Below are 17908 nucleotides of genomic sequence, written 5' to 3' on the forward strand. Positions count from 1 at the left end.
CGATGCAGGCACTCACGCTGCTGTGGCTCGTCGCTCCGCTCGAGTGGTTCCTCGACGACGTGTGGGGGACCCTGCTCGACGTCGTCGCCGGTGCGACCGGCCTCCGGTTGCTCGACTTTCCGTTCATGCAGCGGGCCTACCTCGCCGCCGTCTGTATCGCTATCATCGGCCCGCTGGTCGGGAGCTTTCTCGTCCACCGGGAGATGGCGATGATAGGCGACACGCTGGCCCACTCGGCGTTTGCCGGCGTCGCCATCGGTCTGTTCGTCAACGCGACGCTGTCGCTGTCGGTACCGCCGCTGGCGACGGCGCTTGTCGTCGCCGTCCTCGCGGCGCTGCTCGTCCAGGCGCTGGTCGACTACGCCGGCGCCTACACCGACACGTCGCTGGCCATCGTCCTGACCGGCGCCTTCGCCGTCGGGAGCGTGCTGGTCACCGCGACCGACGGGGGTATCGCCGTCGGCATCAACGCCTACCTCTTTGGCTCGCTGGCGACGGTCTCGCGGGCGAGCACCGGCCTCTTGCTGGCGATGAGCCTGCTCGTCGTCGCAGTGGTGACGGTCGCCTACCGTCCCCTGGCGTACGTCACCTTCGACGAGGTCGGCGCCCGCGCCGCCGGCCTCGACGTCGGGCGGTACAACCGACTGCTCGTCGTCCTGACCGCCGTCGTCGTGGTCGGTTCGATGCAGATAATGGGGGTCATCCTCGTCGCCGCGATGCTCGTGATTCCGGTGGCCGCGGCGACCGCCGTGGGCGGGTTCAAGCGCTCTGTCGTGGCGGCCGTCGTGGTCGGCCAGGCCGCGACGCTCACCGGGACGACGCTGTCGTACACCTACGACGTCGCCGCCGGGGGCGCCATCGTTCTCGTCGCTATCGGTATCTTCGCGGTCGTCCGGGTCGGGATGGCGCTTCGAACGGGGTGAGTTCGGGAACGACTCGACTGGTCGCAGATGCCGTCCACGTCGGGACCGCCCAATAGCTCTATATACGGAACTGTATCGGTATTTCTACTCACTATCTAGCCTGATTGCTCATACCCGGCTATACCCCTATTATAAACGAGTTTAATACTCCTTGTGCCTGTTTCTGGTGATGACGCAGGACCCACAGCGGCTCTCTGACAGCATTTCACGACGAAAGTTCATCGCGGCGGCCGGCGTCGCTGGCGCGGGTGCGGTCGCCGGGTGTTCCAGCAGCGAGGGCCAGTCTGCAACCACGGAGGGGAAACCGCTGACCGCAGACGGCTCCTCGACGGTGTACCCAATCACGAGCCAGGCGGGGTCGCTCTGGAACGGGAACGCGCCCGCCTCGGACGAGGAGTACTGGGGTCCGGGCCAGTACGGCATCGACACCGACAAGAACATGGCCGATTACTGGGCCGGCCTCTACGGCTTCGAACCCAGCGGTGAGGAGGGGACGCCGCCGTTCTACACCAGCATCGGGCTGAACCACACGGGTGTCGGCCTGGAGAAGCTGGAGAAGGGTCAGGTCGACATCGGCGACGCGAGCGCGCCGGTCAGCGCCGAGTTCCCGGACCGCAGCGAGGCGGAACTCTCCGAGTTCACCGACCACGTCGTCGCCGTCGATGCCCAGCCCATCATCGTCAGCCAGGAGATATACGACGCGGGCGTGACCCAGCTCACGCTCTCCGATATCCAGGACATCTATCGGGGTAACGTGGAAAACTGGTCAGAACTCGGCGGGCCGGACAAGGAAATCCAGGCTATCGGCCGCGCGGAAGGCTCCGGGACAGACACCTCCTTCCGCGCCAACGTCCTGGGTGACCCCGACGCCTCGATGGGCGGTGTCGACAGCCGTAACGGACAGAACCAGCAGGTCAAGACCGTCGTCCAGGAGACCGACAACGCGGTCGCGTACATCGCACTCGCGTTCGTCGACGACTCGACGCCCGCGATCGACCTCGAAATCGAGGGCGAGCTGTTCGAGTACCCCGACGACTTCGGCTCACTCGACTACCCGCTCTCCCGCGCGCTCCACACGTACACGTGGGACGGCACCTCGAAGAAGGAAGCGGCGTTCATCCGCATGATACTCCATGAGTACGGCCAGACCATGTTCGTCGAGTCGAACGACTACCTCCCGCTCACCGAGGAGCGACGCAAGGAGGAGCTCGGCAAACTGCCGGAACCGACCAACTGAGCGGAGTCCGACCGAACCACCACTATCTGTGTCAAAATGAAACCACGTAATTCATGAGCGACTCATCTGTTTTCGACAGCGGACACCGGATTCGCCGGGCTATCCAGTCGGAGGGGCGGGTGACCGCCCTGTTTGCCGTCGGGGGTCTCTGTCTCGTCGCCGCGTTCGCGCTGTTCCTGCTGAACTCGACGGCGGCGGTGTTTCCGGTCGCCGGCTTCGTGGCGGTGTCCGGCTACGGCTGGTACGCCCACCAGGCCGAGACTGCGCGGGCGCTGACCTTCCTCTCGACGGCCTCGACCATCATCATCCTGGGACTCATCACGGTGTTCGTGTTCCTCGAAGCGGTTCCCGTGTTCCAGCTCATGGGCGTCCGTCTGTTCGGGTACACCGACCCCATTCGTGTCTTCGGTATCACGGTGTTGCCCGCCGTCGAGTCGTACTGGAGTACGAGCCAGCACGTCTACTCGCTCGTCCCGATGATATGGGGCACGTTCGTCACGACGGCTATCGCGACACTCATCGCCGCGCCACTCGGTATCGCCGCGGCGGTGTTCCTCGCGGAGATTGCGCCCCCGACCGTTCGGGAGACGGTCAAGCCCGGCGTGGAAATTCTCGCCGGGGTCCCCTCCATCGTCTACGGCTATCTCGGATTCGTGACGCTCAATTCGTTCCTGTTCGAGAACCTGGAGATGGCAAACCTCGGGAGCCTGTTCCTCGTCGGCCTCGTCATCGGCGTGATGGCGCTCCCGACCGTGGTTTCGGTGGCAGACGACGCGCTGACGAGCGTCCCGGCGAGTATGCGCGACGGGGCCATCGCCATGGGCTCGACCGAGTGGCAGACGGTAAAGAGCATCACGCTCCCCGCGGCGCTCTCGGGCGTCTCCGCGGCCGTGCTGCTCGGTCTCGGTCGAGCTGTCGGCGAGACGATGGCAGCGACGGTCATCCTCGGCCACAGTCAGCAGCTTCCGGACCCGCTCCAGGACGTCTTCGACAACACCGAGACGCTCACGAGCCTCATCGCGAGCCAGTACGGGAACGCCGACGGACTGCACATGAACGCGCTGTTCACCGCGGGTGTCGTGCTGTTCGTGACCGTCATGTTTCTCAGTCTCGTCGCCAGACGAATCGAGCTTCGAATGCAGCGAAAGCTCGGAGGTGGCAAATGAGTCACTCCGAGGCGTCCGCACTGGTCGCGGAGCGAACGAGCGCCGTCGAACGTCTGGCGGCCGGTGTCGTGGGCGTCGGCCTCGCGACGATCCTGTTCTCGGTTCTGAGTGTCACCCGAATCCTCACCGAGGAGACGTCGGTGCTCGGCATCGGACTGTACGACTTTCTCGCCGTCGGCGTCGCACTGATGGGCGTCGGCGTCGTCGCGCTCGGGGCCGGCTCGCGCGCCGGTGTCTTCGAGTCGACGCCCGACGAGACACCGGGGCTCGTCACTGCGGCGCTGTTCGGCGGCGGCGCGTTCGTCGTCGCCGGGCTGACCGCGTCCCAGACGCTCGGATTCGGGACGGTCGGCTGGCTCCTGCTGGCGCTGCTTTCCGGCGGTTTCACCCTCTTCGCCGTCGCTCTCGCCCCCGAAGACGTCGGGTCGACACTCCCGGCTGGGGTGGCCGCCGTCGGTGTGGCCGCCCTCGTCGTCGGTGACGTCGTCGGGCCGTCGTTCGCCTGGCAGCCGGATGGGTTCTCCGCGACGTTCACGGGCGCGATGTCCGTGCCGGTCCTTCTCGCCGTGATCGCCCTCGTCGCCGCCTGGGCGGCGGCGAAAGCCTACGAGGGCTACGGCAGCCAGGGCCGCCAGACGGCGGCGTACCTGCTCGTCGGCGTCAACGCCGTCGGTATCATCGCCGTGCTCGGGACGCTGCTGCTGTTTATCGCGATGAAAGGGGCCGGGCCGGCGTTCCGTGGCTTCTCGCTCGTCCCCTTCGAGTGGCCGTTCGTCCAGAACGGCTACTCGTTCCGGCCGGACGTGATAAACGGCGTGTTCCCGGCTATCATGGGCACTATCTGGCTCGTCATCGGCGCCGTCGTCACCGGCGTTCCCCTGGCCGTCGCCGCGGCGGTGTTCCTCACGGAGTACGCCGAGCAGGGCCGGTTCGTCGGCGCGGTCGAGATCGCGACGAACGGTCTCTGGAGCACGCCGAGCGTGGTCTACGGACTCTTTGGCTACGCGTTCCTCGTGCCCCGTCTCGGCGGGACGACGTCGCTGCTCTCGGGGATGCTCGTGCTGGGGTTCATGCTGTTGCCGCTCTGTCTCATCACGTCCCGGGAGGCGCTCAAGTCAGTTCCCGACGAGTACCGGGACGCGAGCGCCGCCCTCGGGGTGAGCAAGTGGCAGACGATTCGCAGTGTGGTCATCCCGGCGGCGGTGCCGGGAATCCTCACGGGCGTCATCCTCGGTGTCGGCCGCATCGCCGGTGAGACGGCGCCCATCCTCCTCGTGATGTCCGGCGGGCTCCGGGACCCCGCACCGAACGTCCTCGGTGCCTTCGAGTTCACGACCACGCCGCCGTTCGTGGCCAACGAGGCGCTGTTGCAGAGCGCCCCGGCGCTGCCCTACCAGCTCTACGCGACCATCACCGCGGGCGTCTCCGCGGAGAACGCCGCCGAGTACGGCTGGGGAACGGCGTTCGTCCTGCTTGCCGTGGTGCTGTCGTTCTACGCTATCGGTATCGCCTCGCGAATCTACTTCAGACGGAAACTGAACGCATGACTAACCAACAGCCAGTCACCAAAGACGCGACGGAGCAACGCCAGACGACGACCGGAGAGAGCCAGGAGGAAACCCGCCCCGAGTGGACCGACTACGACTTCCAGAGCGACGCGAAGCTCTCGGTGCGGGACCTCAGCGTCTCCTACGGGGACGAAACGGCGCTCGATGGCATCTCGATGGATATCCCCGAACAGAGCGTCACTGCGCTCATCGGGCCGTCAGGCTGTGGGAAGTCCACGTTCCTGCGCTGTCTCAACCGGATGAACGACCGGATTCGGGCCGCTCGCGTCGACGGCTCGGTGACCTTCGAGGGCGACGACATCTACGACGACGGTATCAACCTCGTCGAACTCCGGAAACGCGTCGGGATGGTGTTCCAGTCGCCCAATCCCTTCCCGAAGTCGATACGTGACAACGTCTCGTATGGCCCCCGAAAGCACGGCACCGTGCGGACGGACCTGCTCGCGAAACTGACTGGTCGGGCAGATACCGACGAGGAGGCCGCCCTCGTCGAGCGCTCGCTCAAGCAGGCGGCGCTGTGGGACGAGGTCAAGGACCGCCTGGACGACAACGCGCTCGGGCTCTCGGGCGGCCAGCAACAGCGACTGTGTATCGCCCGCTGTCTGGCCGTCGACCCCGAGGTCATCCTGATGGACGAGCCCGCATCCGCGCTGGACCCCATCGCCACCTCGAAGATAGAGGACCTCGTCGAGACCCTCGCGGAGGAGTACACGGTCGTCATCGTCACCCACAACATGCAACAGGCCGCCCGCATCTCCGACCAGACCGCCGTCTTCCTCACGGGCGGTGAACTCGTGGAGTTCGACGACACCGACAAAATCTTCGAGAACCCTGAGAGCCAGCGCGTCGAGGACTACATCACCGGGAAGTTCGGATGAGCGCGATGGAGACACGCAAGATACAGCAGGTCGGCGGCGGCACCTACACCGTCTCCCTGCCCAAGGAGTGGGCCACGGCGGCCGACATCGAACCGGGTGCGGTCGTCGCCCTGCACAGCCACATCGACGGCACGCTGGTCGTCCAGACCGACGTCGAGGACGACGACGACCCGCTGTTGGGGCTGTCAGTCGCTGACGCCGATACGCGCTCGCTCACACGGGTGCTCCGGTCGGCCTACGCCGCCGGTATCGACCGTATCGAACTCGATGCCCCCGACGGCGTCACCGAGGAAACCCACCGCCGGGTCGAGCGAGTCACCCGGACCCTGACCGGCGTCACCGTCACCGACTCCAGCGACGACGCCATCCAGGTCCGGTCGCTGCTTGACGTCGAGGAGGTGTCGATACCGCAGTCGGTCCGACAGCTCCAGTTCGCGGCGCTGTCGACCCACCGCGAGGCCACGGCCGCCCTGACGGCCACGACCCCCGAACCCCCGAGCGGACAGGGCGACGGCACCGACCGCATCGCCGCGATGGTCGACCACTACGTCCGGCGCGGGCTGGACTCGCTGTCGGTGATGGACGCGCTGGGACTGACCCGCCCGGCCCTGTTCGACCGCTGGGTCACCGCCCGCGAACTCGCCCGCGTCGCCGACCACGCCGACCGGATAGCGACGACTGCCGACCGGCTCGACGACCCCGTCGACGCCGCAGTCGCCGCCCAGATCGACGACCTGGCCGACCGCAGCCGTGACCTCGTTCGCGAGTCGGTCGGCGTCGTCCTCGACGAGGCCGGGGACACGGCCGCCGCTCGTCGCTGTCTGGACGACTGCGACGAACTGGCCGCGGACATCCGTGCCTTCGACCGCCGCCTGTTCGAGACCGACGGCGCCGACTACCGACTCATCCACGCTGTCGACGCGCTCCGGCGAACGACCGAGGCGGCCGGGGAGATAGCCGAGGTCGGTCTGCAGGCGCTCCTGCGCGAGCGGTGTTCGTCGGGGTCGGCAGACGTCGGGCAGGCACCCTGACTACCGTCGTCGTGGTTCTTCTCGCTACCAGCGGTAGTAACAGCCAGAAAGCCGTTCTCCTGGCTCTACCCTACTGTTTCTCGCGGTCCTCCTCGGGCATCTCGCCCTCGAGGACGCCCAGCAGCCAGTTCAGGAGCCGCGACACCTCACACTGGGCCGGGACGCGGTAGTCGGCGGCGGTCGAGCGCTCGCCGACGAGCACGCCGAAATCGCCCTCCCCGAGCACCTTGAACGCGTCCTCGTCGGTCGTGTCGTCGCCGACGTACACCGTCCGCCAGGTGTCGGGTACCTCGTCGGCCAGCCACTCGACGATGGCGCCCTTGTGCCAGTCGACCGTCGGTTTGACCTCGACTATCATCTTGCCGCTGCCGGTTTTGAGTCCCTCGACGGGGTCGACTACCTCGTTCACGATGGCCGTGACCGCCTCGGCGGAGGCGTCTTTCGCCCGCCGGTAGTGGACGGTGAGGGTGACCGCCTTGTCCTCGACGTGGACGCCCGCCATGTCCGCGAGGCGCGTTTCGATCTCCTCGCGGACGCGCTGGAGGTCCGCCATCCGCGCCTCGGCCTCCGGGTGGACCTCCCGCTCGCCGTCGACGGTGTACTCCAGTCCGTGGTTACCGACGTAGCGGATGCCCTCGATGCCGACCCGCGGGCGGAGGTCGGCCAGCTGGCGGCCGGAGACGACGGCCACCATCGTATCGGGATGGTCCTGGAGCTGTTCGACCGCCCGCCGGTTGGCCGGCGTTATCTCGGGGGCGTCCGGGTCGTCCTCGATAGGTGCGAGCGTCCCGTCGAAGTCCAGCGCGACCAACAGTCCCTCGGCCTCCCCGAGCTGCCGGTCGATGCTGTAGACGTTCGCGACCGGCGTCTGTTGCTGGGCCGTCATGGCTGGCCCCCCGTCGGGAGCTCCGGCTCCCTCACCGAGCCTTCCCCGTCGCGCAGCGCCATGGCCGCCCGCAGGTTCAGCCCCGTCCACGTCGCGAGATCGTTCTCGGCCACCTGCTCGCGCAGGCGTTGCATCCGGGCGCGCTTCTCGGCGTCGCGCATCGACAGCGCCTCCTCGATGGCGTCGGTGAAGGCGCCGGTGTTCTGGGGTTTCACCATGAGAGCGGCGTCGAGCATCCGGCCCGCGCCCGCCTGGTCGCTGAGGATGAGCACGCCGTCCTCGTCTATCTGGGCCGCGACGTACTCCTGGGCGACGAGGTTCATCCCGTCCCGAATCGGGCTGATGAGCGCCAGGTCGCTGTGGCGATACAGGCTCGCCAGCGCCTCCTTCGAGATGTACTCCTCGAAGGAGAGGACCGGTGTCCAGTCGTCGGTACCGAAGCGGTCGTTGACGCGCTCGACGGCGTCTTCGATGCGTTGCTGGATGGCCTGGTAGGCGGGTATCTGGGAGCGGGTTTCGCTGCCCTTCTCGACGTACGTGAGCTGCCCCCGCCACTCTGGGTTTCGCTCCCAGAACTGCTCTAAGGCCCGGAGTCGCTCGGGGATGCCCTTGCTGTAGTCGAGCCGGTCGACGCCGACGGCGACGGTGTCGGCGACGTTGTATTTCTCGGTAAAGTCGGCCCAGAACTCCTCGGCCTCGTCGGTGGCCGCCCGCTGGGCGATTTCGTCGACCTGAACCCCCATCGGGAACTCCGTGACCTGTGTCTCGTAGCCGTCGTAGGTCACCGTCCCCGCCTCGTGGTCCACTTCGGCCTCGTCCAGCGCCGTCTCGACGCAGTGTAAGAAGTTCTCGCGGTATCTGGGGACGTGAAAGACGAGCAGGTCGTTGCCGAGCAGCCCCTCCAGTATCGCCTCGCCGTGGGGACAGCCCCGGAAGGTGTCCCAGGCCGGCCAGGGGATGTGCCAGAACTGCATCAACACGGTGTCGTCGGCGACCCGCTCGCGGGCGATGGCGGGCGAGAGCGCGAAGTGGTAGTCCTGGAACCAGACGATGTCGCCGGGGTCTGTGTGGGCCTCGACGGCGTCGACGAACCGCTCGTTGACCGACTGGTACTGTTCCCAGTAGCGCTCCCACTCCGTGACGTTGGTCAGCGCCGAGTGACAGATGGGCCAGAGGACCTGGTTGCTGAACCCGTAGTAGTAGTCGTCGACCTCCTCGTCGTCGAGCCAGACGCGACGCAGCGTGTAGCCGGGGTCCTCGGGCGGGGCCGGGACGCAGTCGTCCTCGTCGACGACCTCCCGGTCGGCGTCGCCGTCGCCCCACGCCACCCACGTCCCGCCGACCGACTGCATCACCGGGTCCAGCCCGGCCGTCAGGCCGCCGGCCTGGACCTCGACGGCGATGTCGTCGCCGTCGTAGGTGTGGCTGTAGGGCTGCCGGTTCGACACCACCACGAGCCCGCCCGACCCGATGGCGTCCGCCCAGTCGGTCGACTGGGCCCCGTCCGGGTCGGCGTCGTCCGTACCGGTCGTATTGTTACTCATCTGACGTAAGATGTCGAACCGAACTGACATATACGAACGGCTTGCAGCTGCAACCACAGGGGACAAACCGGACAGAGAAGTCACGAAACGGCCACACAGCGGGGTGGAATCTGTCGTCGTTTCGTCGCCCCTCGCAATACCTGCGACCCCGCGTGAAAACCACCGGTTTATGCCAGTGGCCCCACGAATCCCCGCCAATGACCGTCCGCCACGAGGGCCTGACCATCGACTGGCTGGGCTACGCCACGATACGCATCGCCAGTGAGGACTGCGTGGTGTACACCGACCCCGGCCGCTACGGCGTTCTCACGGGGGAGTGGGAGCCACACAGCGACGGCATCGGCCACCCGCCCACGTCCGACTACCGCGCCGAGGACGCCGACATCGTCTGTGTCACCCACGTTCACCACTACGACCCCGACGGCATCGAGCGGGTCGCGAACGAGGACACCACTATCGTCGCCTTCGAAGGTATCGACGGCCGCGACGTCGAGCGGGACCTCCCCTCTATCGTCGACCTCCCCTACGAGGTCCGTGAGGTCGGGAACAAGGAACACATCGAGGTCGACGGCGTCCCCATCTGGACCTCGCCGGCCCACAACGAACCCGACGGCAAGCACACGCTGCCGGACGGGACGCCGTACCACCCGGAGGGCTTTGGCTGTGGGTTCATGGTCGCGGTCGACGGCACGCGGGTGTACTACCCCGGTGACAGCGACGTGTTGCCGGGTCACCGCACGCTGGAGACCTCGGTCTTCTGTCCGCCCATCGGTCCACGGGCGACGATGGACCGCCACGAGGCTGCCGCGCTCGCGACCACTATCGAGCCCCGTCTGGTCATGCCGGTCCACTACAACACCTTCTCGAATCTGGAAGCCGACTCCCGCGAGTTCGCCGCCGACGTCGCCGAGGCGGGGATTCCCGTCGTGCTCGACGAGCACTGACCGCCACAGCTACCTGTCCACCCCGTTTCTTCCCGATATGCCCGCTGCCGACCTCTCCCACCCCGTCGAGTCGGGGATGCCGGTGTACCCCGGCGACCCCGCCGTCACTGTCGACCCCCACGCGACGATGGTGGCCGACGGCTACCGCGTCTCGGCGCTCTCGTGTGGGAGCCACACCGGGACGCATATCGACGCACCGAGTCACACCGAACCCGACGGCCGTGCTATCGACGAGTTTCCCGTCTCGCGGTTCGTCCGCGACGCGGTCCGCGTGGACCTCCGGGACCACTCGCCCCGGGAGCCCATTCGGCCCGCCGACCTGCCGTCGGTCGACGCCGAGGCCGTCGTCCTGTGGACCGGCTGGGACCGCCACTGGGGCGACGCCGACTACCTCGACCACCCCTATCTGACGCCAGCCGCGGCCCGGCACTGCGCCGAGCAGGGGTACGACGTGGCCGTCGACGCGCTCAACGTCGACCCGACGCCGGCTACAGGTGCGGGCGGCAGTAACGAGCCGCACGCGACCGATGGGGCGGGCGGGAGTGGTGACCCGCACGCGACCGACGACGACGCCGTCGAGGGGGTGCCTGCCCATCACGAACTGCTCGGGAACGACCGGCTCGTCGTGGAGAACCTGACGAACCTCGGCGGCGTTCCGGAGCGGTTCGAACTCGCCGCCGTCCCGCTCGCACTCGCCGACGGCGATGGCGCCCCGGTGCGAGCCGTCGCGCGCTGGGACTGACCGTCCCCTTGCGTGGGGCACCGAGTGGGCGTCGACCGCGCCGATATCTCTCACCTCGCGCATTTTTCTAGCCGTAATAGGGGCAATACCCAGCCGCTCATTGGTTAATTTAAGCTAAAGATTTAAGATAAATCCTCTGCTGGGTACGGATTGACGGCTGTACACGCACATCGGGGAGTGGCTACCGGTGCGGGGTCGTCTACAGACTACCGATGATGAACCACGACAACACTGCGGACACAAGTACCGAAGCCGCAAGTGACGCGCGGAGCAACGGCGGGCCCGCCGGGGGTGGGGCCGCGTGAACCGTCTCGTGTGCCTCGTCGCGGCCGTCGTCTGCGTCGGCGTGCTGGCGTCGCCGGTGGCGGCACAGCAGACGACCGACACCCCGACACCCGACGAGACCGACACCCCGACACCCGACGAGACCGACACCCCGACACCCGACGAGACGGCCGACCAGGGGCCGTCCGACCTGCCGGTCACGTCGCCCAGTGGCTCGCCGGTGAGCTATAACTCGTCGACGCCGACGTCGGGTGACGGCCCCGGCTTCGGAGTACTCGGGGCGCTCGTCGCGTTCGTCGTCGGTTCGGCGTACGTCGCCCGCCGGCGGACGTAACCGCGTCGGTGGCGGGGTGACACGACGCCGTTCCGTCGCCCCGCTAGGTCTCCCAATCTGCCCACTCCCGGTGAGCGGCTGCCACGGCGCCGACTTCCGCCGTCGAGAGCCGGCCTTGCTCGGTCAGGACCGCCGTGACGGCGTCGGCCGGCGTCACGTCGAAGGTCGGGTTCGCCACGCGAACGTCGGCGTCGCCGTCGTACAGCTCGCCGGGGTCGCGGGCTTCGAGGTCGTAGCGCCCGTCGGCGGCGACCTTGTCGCTGGCCGCGACGACGAGGCAGTCGATGCCCGCCGCGGCCGCCGCCAGGGCGGCCCCGCGGGTGCCCACCTTGTTGACGACGCTGCCGTCGGGCAACACCCGGTCTGCACCGACGAGCACCGCTTTGGCGTCCCAGTCGTCGAGTTCGAACGGCAGCGCCGCGTCCGTCGTCAGCGTCACGCCCGTCGACTCGGCGAGCGACTCGGCCACGCCGACCCCCTCGCCGCCGGGTCGGGACTCCGCGACCAGCACCGCCTCGGGGTCGCCCTGCCGGAGCGCCGCCGCGACGGTTCCCGACCGCGAGAGCGTCGCCACCCGCGCTGGTAGTTCCGACGCGGCCAGCCGCGCGGCCTCGCGGTCCGCGCCGACGGACTGCTCGATGGCGCCGCGAGCGGCCCGCTCGATAGCCGCTGGCGTCCGCTCGTCGCTCGCTGCCGTCATCACGCGGTTGATGCGGTTTTCCAGCACTGCCATCGAGGGCCGGGCGTCCCGCAAGCGCCGAGCGAGAGCCGCCAGCGCTGCCCAGTCGTCGCCCGCCCGCTCGCTCGTCTCGCCAGCGTCGTCGCGCCTCTCGACTGCGAGGGCTGTCTCGTCCCGCAGCGTTTCGAGTGCGCACAGGGAGAGCCAGGCCGACCCATGGGTTCGGTCGGAAAGCGTCGCGACGCGGGGCCGGACCCGGTCGTAGCTGGTCCACAGTCGCGGGACCGTCTCCCGGCGCAGGATTTCGGGTGCGTGGACCCACTCGTGGTCGGTGGTCTCCTCGTTCGTCTCGACCGCTCGGGAGTCACAGTCGAAGAGGTAGGGGTGGACCAGCCAGCGGCGCTCGCCGTCCTCGACGGTGATGGGGTCGCCCGACCGGACGAGCGCCACGGCGTCGGCCAGCCCGGTCTCCTCGGCGATTTCGGCCCGCGCGGCCGTCTCGGGGTCGCGCTCGGTGTCGTCTCCTGCTTGCTCACGGCGGTGCCGTTCGCTCCTTCCGGAGCCCTCACGTTGCTCGGGCTCCCCGACGTGCCCGGCGACACCGCCCCACTGCCCCTGATAGCTCCCGACGGCGCCGCTCCGGCGCAGGAGCAGCAGCTCGCCGTCGTTGCGGATAAAGCAGGTGACGACCGGCCGTTCGTCCATACGGGTGCGAGGGGTGGCGCGGCAATCAAGCTAGGGCGTCGAGCAACTGGTCGATTTCCCCGGGTGTGTTGAACACGTGAATCGACGCCCGCACGGCCTCAGGGTGGGGAAGCGACCGCACGACGATGCCCTGCTCGCCGAGTCGCTCGACGGTCGCCTCGGGGTCGTCGGCCTCGAAGGTCACGAGCCCAGATTCGTAGTGCTCGGGGCTCAACAGTCGGTCGTCGAGCCCCGCTTTGAGCCGGTCGGTCAGGCCCGCGACGCGGGACTGGACGGTATCGAGCCCCACCGACTCCATCGTCTCGATGGCCTCCGCGAGGGCGACGTAGGGCGCCGGCGAGGTGGTGCCGACCTCGAAGCGGCGGGCACCCTCGTGGTAGGCGTACTCGTCGGCGCCCATGTCCTGGACGCTGCGGTAGCCGATGCGGGTCTGCTGGAGGCGAGCGAGCGCGTCGGGGTCGACGTACAGCATCCCGCTGCCCCACACCCCGAGCAGCCACTTGTGGCCCGCCGTCGCGACGAAGTCGGCGCCCCACTCCCGGACGTCGACGGGGTGTTGCCCGACGGACTGGACGGCGTCGACGAGCACCTGTGCCCCGGCGTCGTGGGCGATGTCGACCATCTCGCCGACCGGCAACTGGGTCCCGTGGCTCCAGGTCAGCGAGCTGGTGAGAAGCAGCCTGGAGCCGTCTACGGCGTCTTTCAGGTCGTCCATGTCCACCCGCCCGGCCTCGGTTTCCACCACCCTGACCTCGATGTCGTGGGTGTCTTCCAGCCGGTCCCAGGGAAGGGTCCCGGCGGGGTGTTCGAGGTCGGTCCGGACGACCACGTCGCCGGGCTGCCAGTCGATAGCGTTCGCGACGAGGTTGATGCCGTCGGCCGTGCTCCGCGTGAGCGCGACGTCTTCGGGCCGAGCGCCGAGATGGCCGGCGGCGACCTCGCGGGCCGCTTCGAGGGCGTCGAACGCGACGGTGTAGGGCCCCTCGTCGGCGGGGGCCTCGAAGGCGTGGTGCTCTAGAAAATCGGTCGCCGCTCTGACGACGTTGCGCGGGCTGGGCCCGCTCGCGCCCGTGTTGCAGTACGTACAGCGGTCGAGTGCGGGTATCGCCGCGCGAAGCTCCGCAGGGTCCATACGTAGTCGTCGCGGACCGGACTTTTCAGCCCTGTGCCCGCGGGGGCGGGACGGACAGTTGATTAGACTAGTCTAAACAAATAATTCGATAGCAACGATTAATAAGTTGGGTAACTCTACTACACACAATGACAAACGTTACGCGACAGACGACGGACAGACGGGGCCGGTCCCGTCGCCAGGTGCTCGCCGCCAGCGGCGGGCTCCTCGCGAGCGGACTCGCGGGCTGTCTCGGGGGGAGCGCGGCCTCGAGCGGGCCGACCGCGGTGGCCTCCTTCTTCAGTTTCTACGACTTCGGCCGCGAGATAGCGCGCGAGACGCCCCTGACCGTAGAGAACCTCGTCCCGACGGGACTGCACGGCCACGGGTGGGAACCGAACGCCAGCGTCACGCGGGACATCATCGAGGCCGACGCCTTCGTCCACGTCGGCCCGGGGTTCCAGCCGTGGGCCGACCGCGCCATCCAGACGCTGCAAGACGACGACGTCGACACGGCGCTTATCAACGTCCGGGAGGGCGTCGAGCTCGTCGACCTGGCGGCGTCGCTGGACCCCGACGAGGAGGGCGTCGGCGAGGGGAAGGGGAAGGACCCGCACTTCTGGCTCGACCCACAACGGGCCGCGCAGTCGGTCGACAACATCACCGAGGGCTTTGTCGACCTGCTGCCCGACCACGAGGACACCTTCCGCGAGAACGCCGAGACGTACAAGACGGACGTGCTCGGGCGCATCGACGACGACTACCGCGCTATCTTCGACGCAGCCGAGCGGGACGTGGTGCAACTGGCCGCCCACAACGCCTTCCAGTACATCGGCGTCGCCTACGGCGTCGAGATGCGCCCCATCGTGACGAACCTGGCCGCCAGTGACGACGTGACGCCAGCCGATATGCGGGACGCCCAGGCGTTCATCAGGGAAAACGACATCCGCTACATCGCCAACGGCGTCTTCGAGTCCCGTCGGCCGGCCAGGCAACTGCTGGCCGAGACTCGCGTCGAGGCGTACTTCCCCGTGACGCCCTACGCCGGTGTCCGCGAGGACTGGGTCGCCAAAGAGTGGGGGTACGAGGAGATAGCGGACAACATCAACATGCCCACTTTCGAGGTCGTCCTCGGCAACAAGGCGCCCGAAGACGCCGGTCCCGACGGGTGGGCCGAGGAGTGGCGGAACTTCGAATGACTGGGTCCGACACGGAGCCCGTGGTCGCCCTCGATTCGGTTACTTTCGGCTACACGGCCACGCCAGTCGTCGAAGATATCACACTGGAAATCGACGCGGGCGAGTACGTCGCCGTCGTCGGCCCGAACGGTTCGGGCAAGTCCACGCTCATGCGACTCGCGCTCGGCCTGCTCCAGCCCGACACCGGGACCGCCCGACTGTTCGGCGAATCCGCCAGCACGTTCGACGACGGCGACCGACTGGGCTACGTCGCCCAGCACGCAAGCGCCGCGAAGTCGATGCCCATCACGGTCCGTGAGGTCGTCAAGATGGGCCGATTCCCCCACGTCGGTTTCGGCCGGCTCTCCGAGTCGGACTGGGCCATCGTCGACGATGCTATCGAGACAGTCGGGATGACGGCCTTGCGCGACCGGCGGGTGACACAGCTCTCGGGCGGGCAGCGCCAGCGGGCCTTCATCGCCCGGGCGCTGGCCGGCGAGGCCGACCTGCTGGTGCTGGACGAACCGACCGTCGGCGTCGACGTCGAGTCCGTTGCGGACTTCTACGAGCTGCTCTCGTCGTTGCACGCCGAGGGAATCACCGTCCTGCTCATAGAGCACGATCTCGGCGCCGTCACCGAACACGCCGAACGGGTCGTCTGTCTCAACCGCGAGGTCTACTTCGACGGCCCGACCGACGAGTTCGTCGCAGGCGATGCCCTGGGCCGTGCGTTCGGAACCGCGGCGAGCCTCATGGGAGACGACGGATGAGCGCTACTGTGCTCGCGTTCGGGGCCGGCCTGCTCCAGCCGGGGCCGCTCCAGACCGGCCCGCTCGACCTCCTCTTTGCGCCCTTCTACTGGGTGCTCGCGCTCTGGTCCGGACTGATGGACTGGCTCGCCGCCGCGACCGGGCTGGGACTGCTCCAGTACGGGTTCATGCACCGGGCGATACTGGTGGGTATCTGCATCGGTGTGATGGCCCCCCTCATCGGCACGTTCCTGGTCCATCGTCAGCTCGCGCTCATCGGCGACGCGCTCGCCCACACCGCCTTCGCCGGGGTCGCCATCGGCCTCTTTCTCAACGCGGTCCTCGATCTGGGCGTCTCGCCGTATCTGACGGCGGTCGTCGTCGCGATGCTCGCCGCGCTGTGTATCGAACTCATCACGGAGGCGACCGACGCCGACAACGACGTCTCGATGGCCATCGTCCTCTCGACGGGCTTTGCCCTGGGGACGACGCTCATCAGCCTCAACGCTGGGGGGCTCTCCGTCGGGGTCAACCAGTTCCTCTTCGGGAACCTCTCGACGGTCTCGGCCGAGAACGCGGCCATCCTGCTCGCGCTGTTTACCGTCATCGTCGGCGTGGTCGCCCTGACGCGCAACCAGCTGCTCTATGTCACCTTCGACGAGACGGCCGCCGCCGTCTCCGGGCTCCCGGTCCGCTGGTACAACCGTGTGACGGTGATGCTGACGGCGATGGTCGTCGTCGGCGCGATGCAGATTATGGGCGTCATTCTGGTCGCCGCGATGCTCGTCGTCCCCGTCGCCGGCGCGACGCAGGTCTCCCGGAGCTTCAGCGAGTCCATCCTCGTCTCGGTCGTGCTGGCCGAGCTGGCGGTGCTTTTGGGTATCGGTGTCGCCTACTACGCGGAGGCGACTGCCGGCGGTGTCATCGTCCTCGTGGCCGTCGCCATCTACGTCACCGCCGTCGGTCTCGGCAAACTCCAGGGCCGCCTCGGCGCAACTGCGGCGCCGGTGGCGGGCCCGGCCGGTGCCGAGGAGACGGAGTCGGACTGACGAACCGACAGCTTTCGCAACCGATATACACGGACTCACGGAATCCCGTGACAAGACGGGCGATGGAGTCCGCCTGACCCAACCGCCCGGCCCCCCGTCGGGCTGATGACTCCTGTCCACGTTCGCCATGACAGAGTCACATCCACTGCTGACGGTCGAAACGGTCGTGTTGATAGGTATCGGCGGCTTCGCCGGCTCGAACCTGCGGTACTTCGTCGGATCGCTGCTTCCGGGGCTGGAGGGGACACTCCTGGTCAACGCCCTGGGCAGCTTCGCGCTTGGCTTCCTGCTGTACGAGGCGATGCATCTGGGGGTGCTCTCCGGGGAGACCAAGGTCGCCGCGGCCACCGGCTTCCTCTCCTCGTTTACCACCTACAGCACGTTCGCCGTCGAGACCGCCCTGACGCCCGAATGGGCCGTGGCGAACGTCCTCGCCAGCTACGCGCTGGGCTTTAGCGGTGTGCTCTTGGCCCGCCAGGTCGTCGCCGTCTTCGAAGGCGGTGACCCGACGTGGTGACTATCGAACCCGCCCACCTCGTGGGAACCGGCGGCGCCATCGGCGCCCTCTGCCGGCACTACCTCGGCTCGGCGGTCGACGTCGAGGGGTTCCCGCTGGGGACGCTCACGGTCAACATCGTCGGGAGCTTCGTCCTCGGGCTGGTCACGTTCGCGGGTCTCGGGAGCGACCTCCTGCTGTTCGTCGGCACCGGGGCCTGTGGTTCCTTTACGACGTTCTCCTCGTTCTCCTTTGACACCGTCCACCTGTGGGAGTCGGGTGACCGGCTGAAGGCGGGGCTCAACGCGACCGGAAATCTGGCCGGTGCGCTGGCGGCCATCGGGCTGGCGTGGGGCGTCGTCGCCGTGGCTGGCCTGTAGGCTGTGGGGCGCTGCCCCGTTCG

18 protein-coding genes and 1 riboswitch are annotated in these 17908 nt (G+C 68.0%); of the genes, 14 read left to right on the top strand and 4 right to left on the bottom strand.

Annotation, left to right across the window (positions count from 1 at the left end; translation table 11 throughout):
- Nucleotides 1–2 precede the first annotated feature (2 nt).
- The 6 genes from EGD98_RS12435 to EGD98_RS12460 all read left to right on the top strand — a co-directional run bounded on the left by EGD98_RS12435 (nucleotide 3) and on the right by EGD98_RS12460 (nucleotide 6803).
- Nucleotides 3–923 (top strand): metal ABC transporter permease, encoded by a 921-nt coding sequence (locus EGD98_RS12435; protein ID WP_220588694.1) that lies wholly within the window; start codon nucleotides 3–5, stop codon nucleotides 921–923.
- A gap of 169 nt (nucleotides 924–1092) precedes the next feature.
- Nucleotides 1093–2160: a PstS family phosphate ABC transporter substrate-binding protein gene (locus EGD98_RS12440; protein ID WP_220588695.1), complete on the top strand. Its 1068-nt coding sequence runs from the start codon at nucleotides 1093–1095 to the stop codon at nucleotides 2158–2160.
- 53 nt (nucleotides 2161–2213) lie between these two features.
- Nucleotides 2214–3326 carry a phosphate ABC transporter permease subunit PstC gene (pstC, locus tag EGD98_RS12445; RefSeq protein WP_220588696.1) on the top strand — a complete coding sequence of 371 codons (1113 nt, stop codon included), beginning with the start codon at nucleotides 2214–2216 and terminating at the stop codon, nucleotides 3324–3326.
- Nucleotides 3323–4873 carry a phosphate ABC transporter permease PstA gene (gene pstA, locus EGD98_RS12450; protein ID WP_220588697.1) on the top strand — a complete coding sequence of 517 codons (1551 nt, stop codon included), beginning with the start codon at nucleotides 3323–3325 and terminating at the stop codon, nucleotides 4871–4873. Before pstC ends, pstA begins: the two co-directional genes overlap by 4 nt.
- Entirely contained in the window at nucleotides 4870–5772 is a 903-nt protein-coding gene (gene pstB, locus EGD98_RS12455; RefSeq protein WP_220588698.1) for a phosphate ABC transporter ATP-binding protein PstB, read from the top strand. The genes pstA and pstB overlap by 4 nt, the downstream gene beginning before the upstream one ends.
- A 5-nt stretch (nucleotides 5773–5777) precedes the next feature.
- Nucleotides 5778–6803, top strand: a complete 1026-nt coding sequence (locus tag EGD98_RS12460) for an AbrB/MazE/SpoVT family DNA-binding domain-containing protein (RefSeq protein WP_220588699.1) — start codon at nucleotides 5778–5780, stop codon at nucleotides 6801–6803.
- A gap of 70 nt (nucleotides 6804–6873) precedes the next feature.
- Here EGD98_RS12460 and otsB read toward each other — a convergent pair whose 3' ends face one another.
- Nucleotides 6874–7689, bottom strand: a complete 816-nt coding sequence (otsB, locus tag EGD98_RS12465; protein ID WP_220588700.1) for a trehalose-phosphatase — start codon at nucleotides 7687–7689, stop codon at nucleotides 6874–6876.
- The gene (locus tag EGD98_RS12470; RefSeq protein ID WP_220588701.1) at nucleotides 7686–9233 is read right to left on the bottom strand and encodes an alpha,alpha-trehalose-phosphate synthase (UDP-forming); all 1548 of its coding nucleotides are present in this window, start codon (nucleotides 9231–9233) and stop codon (nucleotides 7686–7688) included. Before EGD98_RS12470 ends, otsB begins: the two co-directional genes overlap by 4 nt.
- Before the next feature lie 197 nt (nucleotides 9234–9430).
- On the opposite strand from EGD98_RS12470, the gene EGD98_RS12475 reads away from it, so the two are divergent.
- The 3 genes from EGD98_RS12475 (at nucleotide 9431) to EGD98_RS21190 (ending at nucleotide 11538) form a co-directional block, all read left to right on the top strand.
- On the top strand, nucleotides 9431–10177 hold the full coding sequence (locus tag EGD98_RS12475) for an MBL fold metallo-hydrolase (RefSeq protein WP_220588702.1): 747 nt from the start codon (nucleotides 9431–9433) through the stop codon (nucleotides 10175–10177).
- Between the two features lie 37 nt (nucleotides 10178–10214).
- On the top strand, nucleotides 10215–10919 hold the full coding sequence (locus tag EGD98_RS12480; RefSeq protein ID WP_220588703.1) for a cyclase family protein: 705 nt from the start codon (nucleotides 10215–10217) through the stop codon (nucleotides 10917–10919).
- 301 nt (nucleotides 10920–11220) lie between these two features.
- Nucleotides 11221–11538, top strand: a complete 318-nt coding sequence (locus EGD98_RS21190) for a PGF-CTERM sorting domain-containing protein (RefSeq protein ID WP_220588704.1) — start codon at nucleotides 11221–11223, stop codon at nucleotides 11536–11538.
- A 43-nt stretch (nucleotides 11539–11581) separates the two neighbouring features.
- On the opposite strand, the gene EGD98_RS12490 is transcribed toward EGD98_RS21190, so the two are convergent.
- Complete coding sequence (locus tag EGD98_RS12490) at nucleotides 11582–12922, bottom strand: eIF2B alpha/beta/delta subunit family protein (protein ID WP_220588705.1); 1341 nt, start codon at nucleotides 12920–12922, stop codon at nucleotides 11582–11584.
- Between the two features lie 25 nt (nucleotides 12923–12947).
- The gene (locus EGD98_RS12495; protein ID WP_220588706.1) at nucleotides 12948–14054 is read right to left on the bottom strand and encodes an aminotransferase class V-fold PLP-dependent enzyme; all 1107 of its coding nucleotides are present in this window, start codon (nucleotides 14052–14054) and stop codon (nucleotides 12948–12950) included.
- Nucleotides 14055–14182: 128 nt separating this feature from the next.
- Here EGD98_RS12495 and EGD98_RS12500 point away from each other — a divergent pair, with 128 nt between their 5' ends.
- The 5 genes from EGD98_RS12500 (at nucleotide 14183) to crcB (ending at nucleotide 17885) form a co-directional block, all read left to right on the top strand.
- The gene (locus EGD98_RS12500) at nucleotides 14183–15232 is read left to right on the top strand and encodes a metal ABC transporter substrate-binding protein (RefSeq protein WP_220588707.1); all 1050 of its coding nucleotides are present in this window, start codon (nucleotides 14183–14185) and stop codon (nucleotides 15230–15232) included.
- A complete protein-coding gene (locus EGD98_RS12505; protein WP_220588708.1) occupies nucleotides 15229–15981 on the top strand; it encodes a metal ABC transporter ATP-binding protein in 753 nt (250 codons plus the stop codon). Before EGD98_RS12500 ends, EGD98_RS12505 begins: the two co-directional genes overlap by 4 nt.
- Entirely contained in the window at nucleotides 15978–17009 is a 1032-nt protein-coding gene (locus EGD98_RS12510) for a metal ABC transporter permease (RefSeq protein ID WP_220588709.1), read from the top strand. Before EGD98_RS12505 ends, EGD98_RS12510 begins: the two co-directional genes overlap by 4 nt.
- Before the next feature lie 49 nt (nucleotides 17010–17058).
- Nucleotides 17059–17131, top strand: a riboswitch (Fluoride riboswitch).
- 5 nt (nucleotides 17132–17136) lie between these two features.
- A complete protein-coding gene (locus EGD98_RS12515; protein ID WP_220588710.1) occupies nucleotides 17137–17526 on the top strand; it encodes a CrcB family protein in 390 nt (129 codons plus the stop codon).
- A complete protein-coding gene (gene crcB, locus EGD98_RS12520; RefSeq protein ID WP_220588711.1) occupies nucleotides 17520–17885 on the top strand; it encodes a fluoride efflux transporter CrcB in 366 nt (121 codons plus the stop codon). The genes EGD98_RS12515 and crcB overlap by 7 nt, the downstream gene beginning before the upstream one ends.
- The last annotated feature ends 23 nt before the right edge of the window (nucleotides 17886–17908 follow it).

The organism is Haloarcula salinisoli, from assembly GCF_019599405.1.
Lineage (GTDB): Archaea > Halobacteriota > Halobacteria > Halobacteriales > Haloarculaceae > Haloarcula > Haloarcula salinisoli.